Genomic DNA, 20,772 nt, shown 5'->3' with positions numbered 1-20,772 from the left:
GATTGCATGCCTGAGTTGCCCGAAGTCGAGGTTACGCGCCGCTCTTTTGCTGACCGCATTGCGGGTGCGCGGATTGAGAAAGCCACCTTGGGAAAGCCCCTGCGCTGGCCTCTGGGGCTGTTGCCGCAGGCACTGGTCGGCAGAGTCGTGCTGGGCGTGCGCAGACGCGGCAAGTATCTGCTGCTGGACCTGAGCGAGGGTCTGCTGCTCATGCACCTGGGCATGTCTGGCAGTCTGCGCTTTGCGGGCCGCGACGAGGAGCCGCTGGGTACTGGCGGAGCGCATGATCACTTCGACCTGCAGACATCGCGCGGCTTGCTGCGTCTGCATGATCCGCGCCGCTTCGGAGCCGTGATCTATGTTCCGGATGAAGGCGATGTCCTGGCGCGCAAGCTGCTTGACCATCTGGGTATGGAGCCGCTGAGCGACGGATTCACGCTGGACGCCTTTCAAGCCGGGCTGGCTGCCAGTCGCTCGCCCATCAAGCAGCTGCTGCTCAGCGGCAGCGTGGTCGTCGGTGTCGGCAATATCTATGCTTCCGAGGTGTTGTTTCTCTCGCGGATTCACCCGGCAACACCGGCGCGCGATGTGGGCAGGCGCAAGGTCAAGGTTTTGTATGAGGCCATTCGCTCCGTGCTGGCCTTGGCGGTGGAGAAAGGCGGCACGACCTTGCGCGATTTTTCCGCGGCCAACGGCATGGAAGGGCACTTTCAGTTGGAGGCCCAGGTCTATGGTCGCGATGGCCTGCCTTGCTCGCATTGCGGCGCCGCCATCCAGCTCATGCGCCAGGGGCAGCGCAGCACCTATTACTGCGCCCGCTGCCAGAAGGCCGCGAAAACTCTCTGAATTTGATAGCTAATACCGCAGCTTGAGTATGCGTTCAGGCATGTTTTGACGTCACAATTTCATTTTGATGCTTGATATGCCTCAGAGGCGTCGCCAGTGCCCAGGCATTGGCGCTGTTCTGCGCCGTTGCGCGCAGATACTTGGCGGCTGGAGATATCAGGCCAGCCTCTGGAAGAGCCGTAGATGCTGTCAAGGGGCAATGCTATATATTGATCAGGCGGTCAGCCCTGGCTGACCCGGCGACTCAGACAAACAAGAGGGGTAGATGTGTCAGCTTCATTCAACGAGCAGTTTGGTCAGTATGGCGCATGGCGACGGGGTTTTGCCACCCAACTGCAGGAGCTGCGTGAATGGTTGATGGCCCAGGATCTGTTGGACGCCTCGGTGCAGGAGCGCTTGCAGAGACTGGAAGAGCAGATGCGCACCGACAAGGTCATGGTTGCCTTCGTGGCCGAGTTCTCGCGCGGCAAATCCGAGCTGATCAACGCTGTCTTCTTTGCCCATTACGGCCGCCGGTTGATGCCGGCCAGTGCAGGCCGCACCACCATGTGTCCGGCGGAGCTGGGCTGGGAGCCGGAGCTGCCGCCTTGTCTGCGTCTGCTGCCCATCGATACCAGAGAGTCGCCGGAGAGCCTCGGCCAGTGGCGCATGCGTCCCGACGCCTGGGTGCAGCAGCCGCTGGATATCGCCGATGCGCAGCAGATATCCGACACGCTGGCCAAGGTGGCGGAGGTGCGCAAGGTCTCCATCGATCAGGCCAGGGCCTGGGGCTTTTGGCATGACGACGAGGCTGCCGACAACCCCATGGTCGATGCCGACGGCTGGGTCGAAGTGCCGATGTGGCGCCATGCCTTGATCAATATGCCCCATCCTCTGCTCAAGCAGGGACTGGTGATTCTCGATACGCCTGGTCTGAATGCCGTGGGGGCCGAGCCGGAGCTGACCGTCAATCTGATACCCCAGGCACATGCCGTGGTCTTTGTGCTGGGCGCCGATACCGGCGTGACCAAGTCCGACCTTGCCATCTGGCGTGACCATGTGCTGCCGGCAGGAGCCGGCAAGGCGGGGGGCGATGACGCTCTGGCAGCATCGCGTCTGGTGGTACTCAACAAGGTGGATACGCTGTGGGACAGTCTGAGCTCTGGCGCGCAGGTGCAGGCCCAGTTGCGCCGTCAGCAGCAGGACTCGGCCCAGTTGCTGGGGGTGGCGCTGGAGCGCGTGCTGCCCATCTCCGCCCAGAAGGGGCTGGTCGCCAAGGTGGGGCGTAACGACAGCCTGCTTCAGGCCAGCGGCCTGCCCGCTTTTGAAGACCTTCTGGCCAATGGCATCATGGGGCAGCGCCAGAAAGTGCTGCAGGCCGCTGTGCGTACCAATGTGCAACAACTGCAGTCGCAGGTGGAGCGCGTCATCAATATGCGCCGCGGCGATCTCGACGACCAACTGGCCGAGCTCTGCGGCCTGCGCGGCAAGAATGCGACGGTGATTGCCGGCATGCGTGCCCGTATCGAGGCCGAGCACAAGGAATTCGACCAGAGTGCCAGCCGCATCCAGGCCATGCGCAACATCCATATGCGCATGCTCAAGGAACTTTTCCTGCTTCTGAGCTCGAGCACTTTGAAGGCCGAACTGGCCGAGCTGAAAGAAGCGCTGGATCAGCGTGGGCTCAAACTTGGCCTGCGCAAGGTCTATGAGCAGACTTTCGAGCGTCTGCATGCCGTGGCTGCAAAGGCGCAGGACCAGGCCGATGAGATCCAGGCAATGATGAGTTCCTCGTTCAAGGAGCTCAATGCGGAGTTTGGCTTCTCCCTGCAGACACCGCCGCAGCTGGTGCTGTCCGAGCTCAAGGATGACTTGCGCAGCATCGAAGGCAGTTACACCCAGTATCTGGGGCTTGGCAGTGTCATCAGGCTCGGCAGTGCCGACTTTTCGCAGCGCCTGATCAAAGCTCTGGCGCTGCGTCTGCGCACGGTGTTTGAAGCGGCATCGAACGACGTGGATATGTGGAGCAAATCACTGACTGCACCAGTCGATGCACAATTGCGCGAACGTAAACGCAGTTACACGCGCCGCCTGGAGGCCGTGGACCGGATCAGCGGTGCAGCCACTGAGCTGGAGGAGCGCATTGCAGACATGGAAAATGCACAAGCCCGCCTGGGCATGCTGCAGACGCAGCTGATCAGCGCATCGGCACAATTGCTGGATCCGATTGCGGCCGAGCGGCCGCAGGCCGCGTCCATGCCGTTGGACATCAACCTGGTAGCTTGAAATCTTGACTCTCCCTTCGATTGCCGCAGCCGTAGTGCAGTGGCAGGCCAGCCATGGCCGCAATCATCTGCCCTGGCAGCAAACCCGTGACCCTTACCGCGTCTGGCTGTCTGAAATCATGCTGCAGCAGACCCAGGTCAGCACCGTGCTGGGCTACTACCAGCGTTTCCTGGACGCTTTTCCGGATGTGGCCAGCCTGGCGGCTGCACCGCAGGATGCCGTGCTGGCGCTGTGGAGCGGCCTGGGCTACTACAGCCGCGCGCGCAATCTGCATAAATGCGCGCAGACCGTGATGGAGCAATGGGGCGGGGCTTTTCCGCAAACGGCCGAAGAATTGGCGACCTTGCCAGGCATTGGTCGTTCCACGGCCGGCGCCATTTCATCGTTCTGCTTTTCCGAGCGGGTGCCGATCCTGGATGCCAATGTGCGACGTGTTCTCACAAGGGTGCTGGCGTTCGATGCGGATCTGGCTCAGTCCAGAAATGAAAAGCAGCTGTGGGAACACGCCCAGCAACTGTGCCCCACCGAGAATCTGCACGAAGCCATGCCGCGCTACACCCAGGGCATGATGGATCTGGGCGCCAGCGTCTGCACATCGCGCAAGCCCACCTGCCTGGTGTGCCCTCTGCACTCCGAATGCCGGGCGGCCCGCGCCGGCAACCCGGAGAACTACCCTGTGCGCACGCGCAAGATCAAGCGCAGCGCCGAGTCCTGGTGGCTGCTGCTGGCGGTGGACGTGCAGCGCCGCGTATGGCTGCAAAAGCGTCCGCAAGCCGGTATCTGGGCCGGGCTTTACAGCCCGCCGGTCTTTGAAGACTATGCGGCACTGCAAAGCCATGCGCAGGCCGCATGGCCTCAGGACGGGACCCGGAGCTGGCAGGATCTTCCCGGCTTTCTGCATGTGCTGACCCACAAGGATCTGCACCTGCATCCGGTTCTGGTGCCCGTCGATCAGGCGCACGCCGCCCTGGTCTCGGAGGCCGATGAGTCCTGCTGGGCGGATGCCGCGGCCTGGGCGGAGCTGGGTCTGCCGGCCCCGATCCGCAAGCTGCTCGATGCCGAGCTGGCCTGAATGCCTGCCGCATGAATGAAAAAAGGTGACGGCCGGCGTCACCTTTCTTGATGGCTGAAGATTTCAGAAGCGCAATCTGGGCATCAGCATGGAGCAGCGCAGCCCCATCAAGGCCAGCCACAGGGCCCTGGCCTGAGGGTTGCCGCGCTGTGTCTGCAATTGCCGGCCGGCGGCCACCACCTGCTGGCGCAGGACTTGCTGCGCCTTGCGGTCGCCTTGGCTTTGTGCGCTCAGCCAGAGTTGCTGGTACTGCTGCACGCTGAGCTGGCAAGGCTCGCCAAACAGATGGCGCGACGAGGTGTTCAACAAGGCCTGAGCCTGCGGAGTGTGTCGTGACTGGTTCATGCGGCCTCCTCTTGTTTCGAAGACTTGCCTGGCGCTTCGCTCTCGCTGCGTCCAAAGGCGTACCAGTCCACATGACGGGTACAGATCATGACCAGGGCCAGCACGCCGAACAGGGCGATGGAGCCGACGACCAGAGCGGTCTGCTCCAGCTGCAGCAGCACATACAGCAGGCCGTACAGGGCCGAGATGGCAATCGCGAACGGCAGGCCGCGTCTGATGCTGCCCAGAATGTGGCTGGCATAAAAGGCCAGCAGAGCCACGCAGGAGCTGGCCGCAATCGCATAGGCCGTGGCAAAGCCCAGGTGCTCGGACAGGCTGATCAGCAACAGGAAGAAGCTGCACAAGGCCGAGCCGACCAGCAGGTACTGCACGGGGTGAACGCGCAGCTTTTTCATGACTTCGAACAGGCCGACCGCGACAAAGGTCAGGATCACAAAAAGAATGCCGTATTTGGTGGCGCGCTCGCTCAGCGAATAGACATTGACGGGGTTGACGAACTCCGTGTCCATGGTTTCGAGGCAGGGGCCGCTGTCGTCATGGCCGCGGGCTGCGGAGGCGGCATAGGTTTCCGAGCTGCCCCAGTAGCCAGGGCTGCAAAGACGTTGCTGGCGGGTGAAGGCCGTGCTGGCAGAGGTGGCCAGCGAGGACAGCTCCCAGCTGGCGGTAAAGCCGCTGTCCGTCACTTCGCGTCGGCTGGGTAGAAAGCTGCCGCCAAACGAGGGATGAGGCCAGTCGGCCGTCAGCGTGACCTTGCTTTCCGTGGCGATGGGGCTGAAGGCGAGCTGCTCCGTGCCCAGCAACTGCAGCTTGAGGTCCAGATTCAGGGCTTGGCCTTTTTTCAGCAGGCTGGCGTCAATTTCCGCCTGGATGCCCTTGCCGTAGCGCTCCAGCGGAGTGCCTGATTCGACCGCCAGGTCCTGGCCGTTGGCCTGTAGCGTCGCGCTGCGGATGCCGCGGGGGTCGCTGAGCGCGAATGCCGCAAAGACTTTCTTGCAGCGCACCACGGCGTTGGGCTCGCTGGGTTTGGGCAGCTCCGCATACTGCGCGGCATTGGCAAAACCGGCCGATATCTGGTCGTGCAGCACATAGGTGTTGATGTGGTGCAGGCCGCGTGAGCGCTCTTCCATTTTGGCGTTGGCATCGTGGTTGAGCGTGTCGGGCAGCAGCATGCGCTGGAATTCGCGGGTGCTGTACTCGATTTTCTTGCCATTGGTCGTGCTGGTGGTTTCGGTGCAGTTCTGCACCAGGGCCGGGCCGATCAGCGTCTGCGTGCCGGCCAGGCTGGAGACCACGCTTTGCACGGCGTAGTCGCGGTTGCGTATGCGGTCTTTCACCACATCCTGAATCATGGACAGGCCGGCCATGAGCAAGGCCAGAACGATCAGCAGTGAGACTGTCTTGAACAGCAGTCGGTTTTTCATGCGTGCTCCTGAATGAGGGGTTTCAGGGCGCAGTGTCGGCAGCGACTGTGTGAACGGAATGAAGTCTGTGAAGCGGGCGTGAAGTCCTGCCCGAAAGCCTTGGCTGCTCAGCTTTGGGGAGCGAAATCCAGTGTCACGGCAAGGCCGGGGTGGCGATTTCGAACCTGCATGCTGCCGCCATGAAGATGCATGATGCGGGTGACGATGGACAGGCCCAGCCCGGTGCCGCTGCGCTCTCCATTGGGTCTGGGGGTTGTGAAGAAGCGCTCGCCCAGACGGGCCAGCAAGGGCTCGGCCACGCCCGGGCCCTGATCGCTGACGGTGATGCGGTGCGGGGCCAGCTCAAGCTCGATCACGCTGTTCTCTGCAGAGAAATCCAGGGCGTTCTGCAGCAGATTGCTGATGGCCAGAGTGACCAGGCCGGCCTCCCAGGGGCCGCTGCTGTCCACACCGCTCAGGCGCATGGCCATGCCGCGTTGCTCGGCATGGCTTTGCAGGGAGTCTATGGCCTGCCGGGCACATTCCATCAGGCTGCAGCCATGGCTGGTGTCCAGTTGCTGGCGCTGCTCGAGGCGGCTGAGCTGGAGCAGCTGGTCGATCAGGTTTTGCAGGCGCAGGCTCTGGTCCACCACCTGTCCGGCAAACATGGCCCGGTCCTGGGGTGGCAGCTCTTCCTGCAGCAACTCGCCCGCGCCGCGTATGGCGGCTACCGGGCTTTTGAGTTCATGGGTCAGGGCGCGTACATAGCCCTCGATATAGTCGCGCCCTTCCAGGCGCTTGCGCATATTGTCCATGGCCTGGGCCAGCTCGCCCAGCTCGCCGGGCATGTCGGGTATGGCCGCAGGAGCCGAGGCCTGTGCGGGGTGGGCAGACTCGTTGAGCGTGGGGGCCTGCACCTGTTGTGCATAGTTGCGCAGCCGGCGCACGTGAAGCACAAACCACCAGGTCACCGCACAGCCCACGGCGGCGGACAGCAGCACAAACAGCAGGCCGCCGCGCAGAATCTTCTGCTCCGCGCCGTCGACGATTTTCTGTACCGAGCTGGAAGGCTTGGAGGTGGTCAGCACCCCGGCAATCTGGCCGTCCACCATGATGGGCGCGGAGACATACATGACGCTGCTGGATTCGTCCTCCTTGACGGCTCGCGTGGTGCGTGCGCCATATTCACCGCGCAGCGTCAGATAGACATCGCGCCAGCGCGAGTAGTCGGCTCCCTGGTCCCTGCCCTGGGAGTCGAACAGCACCATGCCCCGGGCGTCGGTGACGGTGATGCGCAGATCCAGCGTGGTCTTGCGCGTGTCCCAGATCCAGGCCTGTATCGGCTTTTGCGTGTAGCCCTGCAGCTGAGCGGCAAACGTGCTGTCCGCACCGGCTTGCAGCCGGCCTTTTTCCATGTCGGCACTGGCCAGCGTGGCAAGCGCATAGGCGGTCTCCACCAGCGTGTCCTCGGTCACCTTGCGCACGCTGGGCTTGATCTCCACCATGAAGACGCGCAGTACGAAAAAGGCGGCCAGACCGTTGATCAGGAAGAAGGCGAAGAAGAGACGCAGGCCCAGACGCATACCAGCTATCCGGGCTGGTTCAGGCTATAGCCCAGACCGCGGTGGGTGACGATGAGCTCCTGATCGGGCAAACGCTCGCGCAGTTTGGCGCGCAGGGTCTTGATATGGGTATCCACCGTGCGGTCCGTGCTCTCGCTGTCCAGCCCCCAGATTTGCTCCAGCAAGGCGTCGCGGCTCAGGATGCGGCCTGCCGCATTGACCAGACTCTGCAGCAGCTGATATTCGCGCCTGGTCAGATCCAGCGCCTTGCTGTGGATCAGGGCACGCTGCCCTTGCTCATCTATTTGAAGTGCTCTCGCAAGCTGGGCGGGTGCTGTAGGCTGAAATTGCCTGGAGCGGCGCAGCAGGGCGCGGGTGCGCGCCAGCAGTTCGCGCGGGCTGAATGGCTTGGTTAGATAGTCGTCTGCGCCCAGCTCCAGGCCCAGAACCTTGTCCATCTCCTCGCCTCTGGCACTGAGCACCAGCACCGGAACAATGGAGCCGGCAGAGCGCAGCTCGCGGCACCAGTCCAGGCCGTTGCCATCGGGCAGGCCTACGTCCATGAGCAGCACATCAAACGCTGTCCTGCTCCATTGCTGACGCGCATCGGCGATCAGCAGACTGTGGGTGACGGCAATGCCCTCGCGCTCCAGAGCGTAGCAAATCGTTCTTGCAATGGCTGGGTCGTCTTCGAGCAGCAGCACCTGCATGGCTGACGTCTGAGGACTGAGCATGCGGGTCAACTGATCGGGTGGATGGCGTCCGGGGCCAGAAACTGCTGAGAGACCTGGATGAATTTGTCGCGAAAATCCAGTGAGCGGTGGCGGCGGACGGTGGGCCACTGCTTCTCGAAGTGCCTGGCGAGAGCTTCGACGAGAAAGACCGAGCGGTGCTGCCCGCCCGTGCAACCTATGCCCACGGTGACATAGCTGCGGTGGTCTCTGGCCAGCAGCGGCAGCCAGCGTTCGAGGAACTGCTGTATATCCAGCTGCATCTGCTGCACCTCGGGCAGGGCGCCCAGATAGTCGGCAACCGGCTTGTCCAGGCCCGTCAAGGCACGCAGTTCCTTGTCGTAGAAGGGATTGGGCAGCATGCGCACATCAAACACATAGTCAGAGTCTGTAGGCATGCTGTGCTTGAACCCAAAGGACTGGAACATCAGCGTCATCTGCCCTGTGGGTGCTTCGATGATCTGCTTGATATAGCTTTGCAGCTGCGCCGACTTGAGGTCGCCGGTGTCGATGACGATGGAGCGGTCGCGCAGCAGGCCCAGCAGCTCGCGTTCCTTTTCGATATCGAGCTCCAGTGCCTGGCGCTCGTTCGTCAGGGAGCCGGGGGACAGAGGGTGGCGCCTGCGGGTTTCCGAAAAGCGCCTGATCAGGGTGCTGCTGTCGGCATCGAGAAAAATCATGCGTGGCATCAGCCCCTGCTTTTTGAGGCGATGCAGCTGCTCAGGCAGCTGAGGCAGGCCCTTGGCGCTGCGTGCATCCATGGCAATGGCCACTTTCTCGTCCTGATGGTTGAGCTTGAGCTCCACAAAGGACTGCAGCAGTTCCGGGGGCAGGTTGTCGACGCAGTAGTAGCCAGCATCCTCCAGCGCATGCAGCGCAACGGATTTGCCCGATCCGGACATGCCGCTGATCAGAACAATCTCCATGGACATGATTTCAAACTCCTCTGACTTTGCCGCTTTTGCGTGCTGTAGTGCTGGCCTTGGCACTTCGGGCCTGGGTGGCCGATGGACGCTGGGCGCTGTTTGCGGCCTGCTTTGCAGGCAATCTTGCCATGGCCAGCATTTCTCTGGCATGGGCCATGGTTGCTTCGGACAGGTGCTCGCCGCCCAGCATGCGGGCCATTTCCATCTCGCGCTCCTCGCCAGTCAGCGGATCCACGCTGCTGATGGTGGTGTTGGACTTGGGGCGCTTGGTCACCCGGTAGTGCTGGTCTGCGTAGGCAGCGACCTGGGGCAGGTGAGTGACGGCCAGCACCTGGCGCGACCCGCCGAGCGAGTGCATGAGGCGGCCCACGGTTTCGGCCACGGCTCCGCCCACGCCGGAGTCCACCTCGTCAAAGATCAGGGTCCCGGCCTGGCCCAGTTCGCTGGTGGTCACGGCGATGGCCAGCGAGATGCGCGACAACTCGCCGCCCGATGCCACCTTGGCAACGGGTTTGGGCGTGGCGCCGGTATGGCCTGCAACCAGAAAAGTGATGCTGTCCGTGCCCGCAGGGCTGGCGGCATCGGCATGCTCGAGCTGCACTTCGAAACGGCCGCCCTTCATGCCCAGGCTTTGCATGGACTGGGTGATGGCGCGTGACAGGCGTGGTGCAGCCAGGGTGCGCTGCTGCGAGATTTTGCGCGCCTCGGCCTGATACCTGAGATGGGCGGCTTGCTCTTTGGCGCGCAGCCCCTCCACGTCGACGGCAGCATCCAGCTGGTGCAGCTCCTGTTTCCAGCCTTCGAGCAGGGCGGGCAAGTCCTCGGGTGTGCGCTTGTAGCGGCGCGCCAGTTGCATCCACAGCGACAGGCGTTCATCGAGATCGGCCAGCAACTCGGGATCCAGATCGGCGCGGCGCAGATAGGCTTGCAGCGAGTGACGGGCATCGTGCAACTGGGCCACACAGGAGCCCAGTACGTCGGCAATGCTCTGAAACTCAGGCTCAAGATGCTCCTGGTCCTGCAGCAGGTGGTGGGCCCTGCCCAATGGGGTGGCTGCTCCCGAATCGTCATCCTCCAGCAGTTGCAGGCAGGACTGGGCCGAGTCCATCAAGGTCTGCGCGTGTGACAGACGTGTGTGCTGGGCATTGAGCTCATCCCACTCTTCGGCGCGCGGCGACAGCTTGTCCAGCTCGGAAATCTGCCATTGCAGGCGTTCCCGTTCGCGTTGCAGATTGTCCTGGGCCGATAGCGCCTGCTCCAGTGCCTGATGGTTCTGGCGCCAGTCCAGCCAAAGCGATTTGAGCTGGGCCGTTTCAATGCCACCGTAGGTATCCAGCATGGCGCGTGCTGCATCCGGGCGGGTCAGGCTTTGCCAGGCATGCTGGCCGTGAATGTCGATCAGCTGATCGCCCAGATGGCGCAGCTGCGTGGCTGTGGCGGGAGAGCCGTTGATCCAGGCGCGGCTGCGGCCCAGACTGTCGATGACGCGGCGCAGCAGCAAATCCTGCTCCTGCGCAAAACCCGACTCTTCCAGCCATTCATGAAGATGGGGCGGGCAATCGAACTCTGCGCAAATATCGGCCTGAGGGCAGCCTTCGCGCACTACCTGTGCATCGGCTCGTGCGCCCAGCACCAGTTGCAGAGCGTCGAGCATGATGGATTTGCCGGCTCCGGTTTCGCCGGTAAGCACCGTGAAGCCGGTCTGCCAGTCCAGATCGAGTGACTGGACAATCACAAAGTCCCGCAGGACGATGCGCTTCAAGGCCATGGTCAGACGCCTCCCTCGTTCCAGCCCAGTTTTTTGCGCAGGGTGTCGAAGTAATTCCAGCCCTTGGGGTGCAGAAAGTGCACGCTGTGATCGGCGCGCGTCACCAGGATGCGGTCACCATGCTGCAGCGATTTCAGTGACTGCATGTCAAAGTTCGCGCTGGCGTCGCCTCGGCCGCCCACCACCTCGATAGTCACTTCCTGAGCGTCGGAGAGCACGATGGGGCGGTTGGAGAGGTTGTGCGGCGCGATGGGCACCATCACCCAGGCCGGAATCGAAGGGTGCAGCATGGGGCCGCCGGCCGAGAGCGCATAGGCGGTGGAGCCCGTGGGGGTGGCCACGATCAAGCCGTCCGCACGCTGGTTGGAGACAAAGCTGCCGCCGACCTCGATGCGCAGCTCCACCATGCCCGAGGTCGAGCCACGGTTGACCACCACATCATTCATGGCCTGGGCTTCAAACACGCACTGGCCGTCGCGCATTACGCGAGCATTCATCAGGGTGCGTTCGTCTTCCTCGTACTCGCCCTGCAGTATGGGCGTGATGGAGGCTTCGAATTCATCCAGGGCGATATCGGTGACAAACCCCAGGCGGCCCTGGTTGATGCCGACCAGCGGCGTGCCATAGCGCGCCAGATGGCGGCACACGCCCAGCATGGTGCCGTCGCCGCCCACCACCAGGCCGAGGTCGCAATGCCTGCCCAGACCGTCAACGTCCATGCTCGGGTAATCGGGCAGGCCCGCATAGATGGCGGACTGGGTATCCAGAATCACCTCACAACCCAGGCTGCGCACGTAACCGGCAATCCGTTGCAGCGCTTCGCTGGCTGCATCGGACGGAACGCCTGCTGCGGGTGTGTGGTACTTGCCGATCAGGGCAATATGGTGGAACGTGGATGTCATCTGGGAAATTACATCATTAAAATGAAATCATGCTCGACGAACGTGCCAAGTTATTGCTCAAAGCGCTGATCGAGCGTTACATCGCTGACGGTCAACCAGTCGGCTCGCGCACTCTTTCACGTGCATCCGGGCTTGAATTGTCGCCTGCCACCATACGCAACGTGATGGCCGACCTGGAAGAGATGGGTCTGATCATCAGCCCTCACACATCGGCAGGCCGCGTGCCGACAGCCAGGGGATACCGCCTGTTTGTCGACACCATGCTGACTGTGGACCGCTGCGATCTTGTAACGCCCGGCCTGATGCCTGAACAGCCGCAGAAGGTGATTGCCAATGCGGCCAATCTGCTGTCCAACCTCTCCCAGTTCGTGGGTGTGGTCATGGTGCCGCGTCGCAGCTCCGTCTTCAAGCATATCGAGTTCGTGCGCCTGTCGGAGCGGCGCTTTCTGGTCATCATCGTCTCGCCCGAAGGCGATGTGCAAAACCGCGTGATCTTCACGGATGTGGATTACGAGTCCTCGCAACTGATAGAAGCCTCGAATTTCCTCAATCACCATTACGCCGGTTTGACAATGGAGGAGGTGCGCACGCGGCTGCAAACCGAGGTGGAGCAATTGCGGGGCCAGGTTGCCAGCCTCATGCAGGCAGCGGTGAATGTAGGCACTGAGGTCATGAGCAACCATGATCGCGAGGATGTGGTGATCGCCGGCGAGCGCAATCTGCTGTCCGTGAGCGATTTTTCCAGCGATATGGGCAATCTGCGCCGCGCTTTCGACCTGTTCGAGCAGAAAACGCAAATCCTTAGGTTGCTGGACTTTTCCAATCAGGCTGATGGCGTACGCATTTACATCGGCGGCGAGAGCCAGACCGTGCCGTTTGAAGATTTGTCTGTAGTAAGTGCTCCCTATGAGCTCGACGGCAAGGTGGTCGGCACCTTGGGGGTGATCGGCCCCACGCGCATGCACTACGACAAGATGATCCAGATTGTCGATATCACATCCAAACTGGTGAGCAATGCTCTGAGTCACAAGCGTTAGGCCCTACAATGGCGAAGTTTTTCTGGTGGCAGCCACGGCTGTTGTCAGTGTTGGGGCGTTAGCTCAGTTGGTTAGAGCAGAGGACTCATAATCCTTTGGTCGTCGGTTCAAGTCCGCCACGCCCTACCATTAAATTCTGAATGGAAACAAGGCTTTACGAGAAATTGTGGAGCCTTTTTTCTTGTGCTTCCACTCAGTCCATGTGCAATACTTTGCACATGAACAGGCTTGGCAGGAGTGGACGTGAGCATCAGCAAGTTACCCAGCGGCAAGTTTCGAGTGCAGATCCGTCGGAAAAATTCTCGAATTGACCAAGTTTTTGATACTGAACTTGAGGCTGAAGAAGCAGAAAAGAGAGCCTTGAGCAACCCTGCAGTACAGGGGGCTGGAAAGCTACTAAAGGTTTTGTGGGACGAGTATTCTGTCTCTGGCATGTTTGCCGCGAAGGAAAGCACCACGCAAGAGACCGAGAGGGTTCGAATCAAGCCGGTTCTGCAAAAGCTCGGAAACTATGCTGTAAGCGAGCTTGGGGACCGTACAGACCTAATTTACGATTACATCGATGAGCGTCTGAGATGCATCTCGAAAAAAACTAAAAAGAAATTAAGTAACTCGACTGTTCGGCTGGAGATAGCAGCACTTTCCGCACTCATTGCTTTTGCCAAGAATCGTCGATTAGTACGAGAGAATTTTGTTTCAGGTATTTCACGCCCTGCTACGCGGCCACGAACACGCCGAGTTCCGACGCTGGAGCAAAGTGCTTTTCAAGCATATGCAAGAAATAGTGACCAGCGAATTGCTAAAGCAGCTAGATTTGCGCTGTTGATTAGACATTTGGGCTGTCGCCCCGGGGAGCTTTCTACGTTGCTTGTGAAAGATGTTGACTTGCGTCGACATCAATTAACGTTTCGCAAGACAAAGAATAAAGAGACCCGCTGCATCCATTTAACGAAAGACGCCAGAGTTCTTCTTAACCTTCAACTGGAGGATCTCGAAGATGATTGCCCGTATGTTTTTTCGACGAGGTCGAAGCAAGGAGCCTGGGTTCCATACAACTATAGCTACGGTGTGGAGATCCTTCGAAAGAGTGATGATATTGATGCTGATTACCATGCACACGCTGGTCGTCGCGAGTTTATATCGAGAGCGATTGAAGAAAGTATTCCTTATGGGTCCATAAAAAAGCAAACGGGTCACAAAAGCGCAGCAGCTTTGGAAATTTATGATCAAGGGTTGTCTACTGCGCCGGCGTTGAGGGCTGTTTGGAATCAACTGGCTGAAAAGGTTGAAGCAGAAAATTTTGCCGGAATGTTTGATCGCGCTGGGCTTTCAGAAGCTCAGCGGGAAAAAATGAAAGAACTTCTTGGTCTCAGCGATGAAGACTATCAGGTGTTCTAACCTGCAGGCTGATGGAATTCTTCGATTCATGTGAGGACTATTACCCTTCAGTCTGGGTATATGCATTTGCTTACAGTGAATGTCTTATGCAGCGGCAATGAGTGCGGCAGCACAGCGCTTAGCCTCATGCAGGTTTTGAGCATAGCCAGCAAAGCCAGAGAATTCATTGGATCGCGCATCAAAAGACCAAGTGCCTGGGGTGTCTGTGTCTTGCCAAACATAAGCAATGAAGCTTCCATAATTAGCAGATTGCAAGCCTGTTTGCCCATCCAAAATCCAGCCATTCGCGTTAAGGCATGCCAGTACTTTGGTGGTTTTCTGGGATTCAATTTTGGTCTCGATGAACTCTATGCTGGTAAGGCCAGCGCTTGAATTACGTGCGCACTCTACAAAAGTTAATTTAGTATCAGATCCTGCCGTAGCAGCAATTGCATTTGAAATGCGCTGCTTGTGATTCAGCTTGTTGCTACGTTCATCCTTGCTGTCTGAGTAGTAAGCCACGAAGCAGCCTTGTGGATGGATTCCGCAGATATCGACCGTACCCGTGGTGACAGCAAGCAATGCGGCTGCTAACCGGTGCATGTGCGGGCCACTTTTTCGAGTGCTTTCAACTTCGAGCCAGCACCATTGACCTCCGGGCTTCTTTGCCAGTCCATCAGGAATTTTTCGAGTACGACCTGCCTGGCGACGAATCTGATGCTCCGGAATTATTTCATACCCAAGTTTGTATAGCGTGCATAAGACAGACTGCGCTAGCAAGTCATGTCGCCATGTTTTGGGCGGAAGCCAAACACCATTTTTGATGCATCCGATGTCTTTTCCTGATTGAGCGAAGATACCTTCATCATTCAAGAAACGCACGCCTTTGGCGGCGAGTACAACTGCTCGACCTGCACGTCCAGGTAGTACCCTTTCTAGAATTAGGTCACGTTTTTTAAGCAGACGAACTAAGCGTTCGGCTTGCTTTCGCGTATTGCTGCCTCCGAAAAGAAGCAGACCAAGTTCTGGCACTCGGATCCATCCAAAATCGGATATCCAATTCAGTGCCAGCATCTCGTTGTGTTTTTCTGGAGGTGTCATGCATTTGTATAGCTCCTTGGCAAGCGAGCAGTATTGGTGCGTCAAAAAATGACCATTGCTGCATGTTCCTCAACATGTTCCTTGAAAGCGAATTTGAGGAACATGTTTGACTACTGGTGGAAGGTTCAGGTGTCAGTCGGAGAGGCTGTACCTCCTATGCATTGAATCTTTGAAAATGCCTTGCTGCGTAAGGCATTTTTCCGACCTTGCTAGGTCGGACAACTACGCCCACCTGCGCACCTACGGTGCCAACAGCAGGTGGCTGCGCGTGCTGGTCGCTGCGCTCCTGATCGCACTTGCCTTCACGAAAACTACCCACTGCGTGGTCCGTTTTCTCCAGCACCCGTCCTGCGGCGGGCTCGGGGGCGCTCCCGCTGGCCAGAGGCCATCACCAGGTGCCCTGGCGACCGCTGCGCGGGCGGGCAAGCGCAGCTCTCATGTCGCCAGTCGTAAACGACCGTCGCCACCAGCATCCCTCCCCCAACGACCGCTTCACGTTCGTCGGGGCCCCCTTCGAGGGATGCTTTTCGACCTGCCCTTGCCCGCCCGACTTCGCCGTTCGGGAGCGCGGGCTTTGCCCCCAACAGGCTCCTGCCAGACCACTTCGCTTCGCTACGGGATTTGTCTGTCAGGCCCTGTCGGCTCCCCCACCAGCAGCCTGCTGGACCAGTGGCTCACGCCCCCGCTTTCTGCTCCGCGACGACCACTTCGCTTCGCTCCGGCGATCGTCGTCGCGGCCAGAAAAGCGGCTCCCCCGTTGGGTGCAGTTGCGTTAAATTTTCGTTGCGGAACAGGCGCAAAAAAAGCCCGGGCGATAAGCCCGGGCAAGTGAGGTCAGAGGAAAAACATGGATACACGAGTCCTGCAAATTTGAATGTATGCCCTTCATCGATGCAGTCCTCATGGTTGTATAGCTCCATAGAGGCTGCATGCTCATGATTTTTTCGGAACTGATGAAGAAAAAAATATGTCGTTGCATGGCTGGCTGTTCTCGTTATTTTTGCTACCCAATCAATAGCAATCTCGTTTCATGCTTGTGTTTCCTGCCTATACATCAGCAGATGACATCGGTATCGATACCGTACCGATATCGTTCAGATATCAATGGTGATATCGATATCAATAAACCAGTGATACGGGAGACCTTATGGCAGTAGCTCAATTGAACCAAGAAGTTGTCAGTGCCGCAGCAAATCGGCTTCAATCAGAGAGCGGAATTCGGCCAAGCAATCGACAAGTGTTGAACGTTGTGGGGGGCAGCATGACAACGGTTGCCAAGTTTATGAACGTCTGGCGCAATGAATCGCCTGCGGTAAGCGTAAATGCAGCAGCGCTACCGTCAGGTCTGCTTCGCGAACTTGAGGCCTTGCAACGCAATGCAGAAAAAGCGGTGCGTGATGCTTGCATGGCAGAGCTCTCCAATGCGCGTGAAAGCGAGCAGGCATTGATTCAAGAGAATGAACAATTGCAAGCGGATTTGGCATCCCTGCAGGTGAGCATGAACGGTGCTCAGGAAGATGCGACTAGAGCGCAGATTCAACTGAGTCAAGTGCAAGCCGATAACGCAGGTTTGAAAAGCATGCTTGAAAATGAACGCAGCTGCATCAGCGTGTTGCAGGTGGATCTGGCCAAAGCCACGCTGCGCTTTGAAGAAGCTATGCCGCGTTTGTTGCAAGAACTGTGTGAATGCCGTGAAGAACTGGCACTGGCCCGAAAAGCACAGGTTGCTGCCGAGATTGCGGCGGCAGTGGCTGCTGAACGTGTAAACGGTGCGGAGCAGCGACTGCGCAACCATTAAGCCGGTAGGTGGCCCAAAGCTGCCCAACCACAACAGTTAGGAGGCGTTCTACCTTGCGGGGGAGAACGCTTTTTTTGATGGCTGCTTTAGCCTGACGAAGGAGCAACGACTGCCGTGGAGGGCAATGATCTGTTGCACACTACGCGCAACGCCTGCGTCTTAGAACAACGATATATGCAGGCCTTTTTTGCTTCGAGATTTATGAATCAACAATCCCTCTCCGCTTTCATCTGGTCCGTCGCTGATTTGCTGCGCGGCGACTACAAGCAGTCCGACTACGGCAAAGTCATCCTGCCGTTCACCGTGTTGCGCCGTCTGGATTGCGTGCTGACGGATACCAAGTCCGCAGTACTGGCCGAGCTGGCCGTCAAGCAAAAGCAGGGTGTCAACCCTGAGCCTTTCCTGCTGCGCAAGTCCGGGCAAAGCTTCTACAACACCTCGGCGCTGGACCTCAAAACCCTGCTGGGTGATACGGACCACATTGCGCAGAACCTTTACAGCTACGTGCAGGCGTTTTCGCCCGCCGTGCGTGATGTGTTCGAGCGCTTTGAATTCCACGTGCAGGTGGAGCGTCTGGCCAAGGCCGGCCTGCTCTACCAAGTCACCGAAAAATTTGCCCAGATCGACCTGCACCCGAACCGTGTCAGCAATATGCAAATGGGCCTGGTGTTTGAGGAGCTGATCCGCAAGTTCTCTGAAATCAGCAACGAAACCGCCGGGGAGCACTTCACCCCGCGCGAGGTTATCCGGCTGATGGTCAACCTGATCTTCATCGAGGACGACGCCATCCTCAGCAAGCCTGGCGTGGTGCGCACCATTTACGACCCCACAGCGGGCACGGGCGGCATGCTCAGCGTCGCAGGTGAATATCTGACCGAGCACAACCCCCACGCGCGTCTGACGGTGTTTGGCCAGGAGCTCAACCCCGAGTCCTATGCCATCTGCAAAGCTGACATGCTCATCAAAGGCCAGGACGTGGCCAGCATCGCCTTCGGCAACACGCTCAGTGATGATGGTCATACGGCCAAGCACTTCGACTACATGCTTTCCAATCCCCCGTTTGGCGTGGAGTGGAAAAAGGTCGAGAAGGAAGTCCGCAAGGAGCACGAGCAACAGGGCTACAACGGCCGCTTCGGACCCGGTCTGCTGCGTGTATCTGATGGTTCCATGCTGTTCCTGCTGCACCTCATCAGCAAGATGCGGCCCGCGCAAGAAGGTGGCAGTCGCTTTGGAATCGTGCTGAATGGCTCGCCGCTGTTCACCGGCGGAGCGGGTTCGGGTGAATCGGAAATCCGCCGCTATGTGCTGGAAAACGACCTGCTCGAAGCCATCGTGGGCTTGCCCACGGACATGTTCTACAACACCGGGATTGCTACCTACGTCTGGATCATCAGCAACCGTAAGCCCGAAGCTCGCAAGGGCAAGGTGCAACTCATCGACGCCAGCGGTATGTGGCAGAAGATGCGCAAAAGCCTGGGGTCCAAGCGCAAGGAACTGAGCGACGCGCACATTGAGCACATCACCCGTCTGTTTGGGGAATTTGTGGAAGCCAAAGACGCAGACGGAAAACCCCTGAGCCGCATCTTTGACAACGAAGATTTTGGTTACCACAGCATCACTGTCGAGCGCCCGCTGCGCGACGAGGCGGGCGTTATCGTGCTGGGCCTCAAAGGCAAGCAGAAGGGTAAGCCACAACCTGATAGCAGCTTGCGCGACACCGAAAACGTGCCCTATACCGAAGACATCATGGCCTACTTCCAGCGCGAGGTGCTGCCGCACGCCCCCGATGCCTGGATTGACCCGGATAAAACCAAGGTGGGCTACGAAATCCCGTTCAACCGGCACTTCTACGTGTTCAAGCCACCGCGCCCGCTGGCCGAGATTGATTCCGAGCTGAAACAGACCACAGACCGGATTCTGGACATGATCAAGGGGCTGTCGGCATGAGTTTTCCAAGATACCCGGCGTACAAGGACAGTGGGGTGGAGTGGCTGGGGGAGGTGCCGGCGCATTGGATCGTTGCACCATTGAAGCGGGGTTTCTCGGTCACGCTTGGAAAGATGTTGCAATCAGATTCAAGTGGTCCCGAAGACGAGCTGTTGCCGTACTTGCGCGCAGCAAACATTCAATGGACGGGAATTGATGCTTCAGACATCAAGCAGATGTGGCTATCACCGCGTGACCGGGTGCAACTGGCACTTCAGCTTGGGGATCTTCTGGTAAGTGAGGGTGGTGACGTAGGCAGGTCATGCTTATGGGCAGACGAGATTGCCAACTGCTCGTTCCAAAATTCGGTGAATCGTGTGCGGGCAACTCATGGCGGCTCTACCCGGTTTCTCTACTACTGGATGTCTACAATCAAGGACAAAGGGTACGTTGATGTGCTCTGCAATAAGTCCACGATCGCACACTTTACGGCGGAGAAGGTTGCAGCCGTTCCAGTCCCTTTTCCGCTGCCACCCGAACAAACCGCCATTGTTAGGTTTCTCGACCACGAAACCGCCAAGATTGACGCGTTGGTGGCCGAGCAGGAAAAGCTGATCGCCCTGTTGCAGGAAAAGCGCCAGGCCGTCATCTCCCACGCCGTAACCAAGGGGCTGAACCCGAACGCGCCCATGAAGGACTCGGGCGTGGAGTGGCTGAGGGAGGTGCCGGTGCATTGGGAGGTCACGGCACTCAAAAGGCACTGGACGGCGACAGACTGCAAACACGTGACAGCAGAGTTCGTCGAGGACGGCATTCCATTGGCAAGTATTCGCGAAGTCCAAAGTCGTTGGGTTGAGCTTGGAGAGGCGAAGCGAACGACTGAGCACTTTTATCAGTTGCTTATTGAAGGTGGTCGCGATCCACGCCCCGGTGACTTGATCTTTTCAAGAAATGCAACAGTCGGCGAAGTTGCCCAAGTCCATCAGGATCACCAGCCATTTGCCATGGGGCAAGACGTGGTGCTGCTGCGCAGGATCACGGAAGCGACTTCGCCAGACTTCCTCCAGCTTGCTATACGTTCATCAGTAGTCATGCTCCAACTCTCCCTCTGCATGGTTGGATCGACCTTTAAAAGAATCAATGTCGAGGAGATTCGGTCTCTTGTGCTCGCATTTCCCCCGCCGGATGAGCAGATAAAGATCGCAAACCACTTATTAGCGCAAGCCGAGAGCTTTGATTCATTAATGACCGAAGCCCGCACCGCTATCGCCCTCCTGCAAGAACGCCGCACCGCCCTGATCTCCGCTGCCGTCACCGGCCAGATTGATGTGCGAGGCTGGGCGCAAGCGGGTGAAACATCGAATTTCATAGCTGCTAGCGTAGGTGCAGAAAGCGTTTGAGGCTGATTTGATGCATATTTGCTCACTATCGCCTGGCTCACTCCAGCCTGAAAAGCAATATGCAAGGCGCAGGATGGTCGCTGTGGAAACAGCCTGTGTGGGTGTTGGCGGGCGGCGGCCTCTGCACGGCTGCTGAAAGAAAGTTCGCCGGATGGCGCCAAACTGAGAAAAATCTGGGCGTGCACAAGATTTTTCTCGTTGTGGGTGCTTGTTTCACCGCAAGCACCACCGGGGACTGAAGAAAAAATCAAGCACATCCTCTTTTTTGAGGAAAATGCCCGGTGTCTGAAGTTTTTTCTCGCCCTTAACCCCCCAC

General features: G+C 58.8%; 16 protein-coding genes and 1 tRNA gene. 9 read left to right on the top strand and 8 right to left on the bottom strand.

Going from position 1 to position 20,772, the window contains the following annotated elements; translation table 11 throughout:
* Window positions 1-6: 6 nt before the first annotated feature.
* From mutM to mutY, 3 genes are all read left to right on the top strand, one after another.
* Entirely contained in the window at window positions 7-846 is an 840-nt protein-coding gene (gene mutM / locus EIC84_RS06500) for a bifunctional DNA-formamidopyrimidine glycosylase/DNA-(apurinic or apyrimidinic site) lyase (RefSeq protein WP_003066044.1), read from the top strand.
* Window positions 847-1,113: 267 nt separating this feature from the next.
* A complete protein-coding gene (locus EIC84_RS06495; protein WP_003066046.1) occupies window positions 1,114-3,111 on the top strand; it encodes a dynamin family protein in 1,998 nt (665 codons plus the stop codon).
* Between the two features lie 4 nt (window positions 3,112-3,115).
* On the top strand, window positions 3,116-4,183 hold the full coding sequence (mutY, locus tag EIC84_RS06490; RefSeq protein WP_003066048.1) for an A/G-specific adenine glycosylase: 1,068 nt from the start codon (window positions 3,116-3,118) through the stop codon (window positions 4,181-4,183).
* Window positions 4,184-4,246: 63 nt separating this feature from the next.
* Here the strand turns inward: mutY and EIC84_RS06485 are convergent, their stop codons facing one another.
* The 7 genes from EIC84_RS06485 to EIC84_RS06455 all read right to left on the bottom strand — a co-directional run bounded on the left by EIC84_RS06485 (window position 4,247) and on the right by EIC84_RS06455 (window position 11,817).
* Window positions 4,247-4,528 carry a hypothetical protein gene (locus EIC84_RS06485; RefSeq protein WP_003066050.1) on the bottom strand — a complete coding sequence of 94 codons (282 nt, stop codon included), beginning with the start codon at window positions 4,526-4,528 and terminating at the stop codon, window positions 4,247-4,249.
* Window positions 4,525-5,949, bottom strand: coding sequence for a cell envelope integrity protein CreD (gene creD / locus EIC84_RS06480; protein ID WP_003066052.1), 1,425 nt, complete (start codon window positions 5,947-5,949; stop codon window positions 4,525-4,527). Before creD ends, EIC84_RS06485 begins: the two co-directional genes overlap by 4 nt.
* 107 nt (window positions 5,950-6,056) lie before the next feature.
* Complete coding sequence (gene creC, locus EIC84_RS06475; RefSeq protein ID WP_003066054.1) at window positions 6,057-7,511, bottom strand: two-component system sensor histidine kinase CreC; 1,455 nt, start codon at window positions 7,509-7,511, stop codon at window positions 6,057-6,059.
* 5 nt (window positions 7,512-7,516) lie between these two features.
* Complete coding sequence (locus EIC84_RS06470; protein ID WP_003066056.1) at window positions 7,517-8,200, bottom strand: winged helix-turn-helix domain-containing protein; 684 nt, start codon at window positions 8,198-8,200, stop codon at window positions 7,517-7,519.
* 29 nt (window positions 8,201-8,229) lie between these two features.
* Window positions 8,230-9,153 carry an RNase adapter RapZ gene (gene rapZ, locus EIC84_RS06465; RefSeq protein WP_003066057.1) on the bottom strand — a complete coding sequence of 308 codons (924 nt, stop codon included), beginning with the start codon at window positions 9,151-9,153 and terminating at the stop codon, window positions 8,230-8,232.
* 4 nt (window positions 9,154-9,157) lie between these two features.
* Window positions 9,158-10,915: a DNA repair protein RecN gene (gene recN, locus EIC84_RS06460; RefSeq protein WP_003066059.1), complete on the bottom strand. Its 1,758-nt coding sequence runs from the start codon at window positions 10,913-10,915 to the stop codon at window positions 9,158-9,160.
* 2 nt (window positions 10,916-10,917) lie between these two features.
* Window positions 10,918-11,817, bottom strand: a complete 900-nt coding sequence (locus EIC84_RS06455) for an NAD kinase (protein ID WP_003066061.1) — start codon at window positions 11,815-11,817, stop codon at window positions 10,918-10,920.
* A 29-nt stretch (window positions 11,818-11,846) separates the two neighbouring features.
* Here EIC84_RS06455 and hrcA point away from each other — a divergent pair, with 29 nt between their 5' ends.
* The 3 genes from hrcA to EIC84_RS06440 all read left to right on the top strand — a co-directional run bounded on the left by hrcA (window position 11,847) and on the right by EIC84_RS06440 (window position 14,252).
* Window positions 11,847-12,854 (top strand): heat-inducible transcriptional repressor HrcA, encoded by a 1,008-nt coding sequence (gene hrcA / locus EIC84_RS06450; protein WP_003066063.1) that lies wholly within the window; start codon window positions 11,847-11,849, stop codon window positions 12,852-12,854.
* Between the two features lie 52 nt (window positions 12,855-12,906).
* Window positions 12,907-12,983: transfer RNA gene (locus EIC84_RS06445), tRNA-Ile, on the top strand.
* Between the two features lie 114 nt (window positions 12,984-13,097).
* A complete protein-coding gene (locus EIC84_RS06440; RefSeq protein ID WP_003066065.1) occupies window positions 13,098-14,252 on the top strand; it encodes a tyrosine-type recombinase/integrase in 1,155 nt (384 codons plus the stop codon).
* An 84-nt stretch (window positions 14,253-14,336) separates the two neighbouring features.
* Here the strand turns inward: EIC84_RS06440 and EIC84_RS06435 are convergent, their stop codons facing one another.
* Window positions 14,337-15,332 (bottom strand): hypothetical protein, encoded by a 996-nt coding sequence (locus EIC84_RS06435; protein ID WP_131361328.1) that lies wholly within the window; start codon window positions 15,330-15,332, stop codon window positions 14,337-14,339.
* Window positions 15,333-16,479: 1,147 nt separating this feature from the next.
* Between EIC84_RS06435 and EIC84_RS06430 the strand changes: the two genes are divergently transcribed.
* From EIC84_RS06430 to EIC84_RS06420, 3 genes are all read left to right on the top strand, one after another.
* Window positions 16,480-17,130 carry a DNA-binding protein gene (locus tag EIC84_RS06430; protein ID WP_080554146.1) on the top strand — a complete coding sequence of 217 codons (651 nt, stop codon included), beginning with the start codon at window positions 16,480-16,482 and terminating at the stop codon, window positions 17,128-17,130.
* Between the two features lie 201 nt (window positions 17,131-17,331).
* A complete protein-coding gene (locus EIC84_RS06425; RefSeq protein ID WP_003066069.1) occupies window positions 17,332-19,077 on the top strand; it encodes a class I SAM-dependent DNA methyltransferase in 1,746 nt (581 codons plus the stop codon).
* Complete coding sequence (locus EIC84_RS06420) at window positions 19,074-20,456, top strand: restriction endonuclease subunit S (protein WP_003066071.1); 1,383 nt, start codon at window positions 19,074-19,076, stop codon at window positions 20,454-20,456. The genes EIC84_RS06425 and EIC84_RS06420 overlap by 4 nt, the downstream gene beginning before the upstream one ends.
* Window positions 20,457-20,772 lie beyond the last annotated feature (316 nt).

The organism is Comamonas sp. A23, from assembly GCF_004522605.1.
Classification (GTDB): domain Bacteria; phylum Pseudomonadota; class Gammaproteobacteria; order Burkholderiales; family Burkholderiaceae_C; genus Comamonas; species Comamonas thiooxydans.
This window is presented reverse-complemented; position numbering and strand designations above follow the sequence as displayed.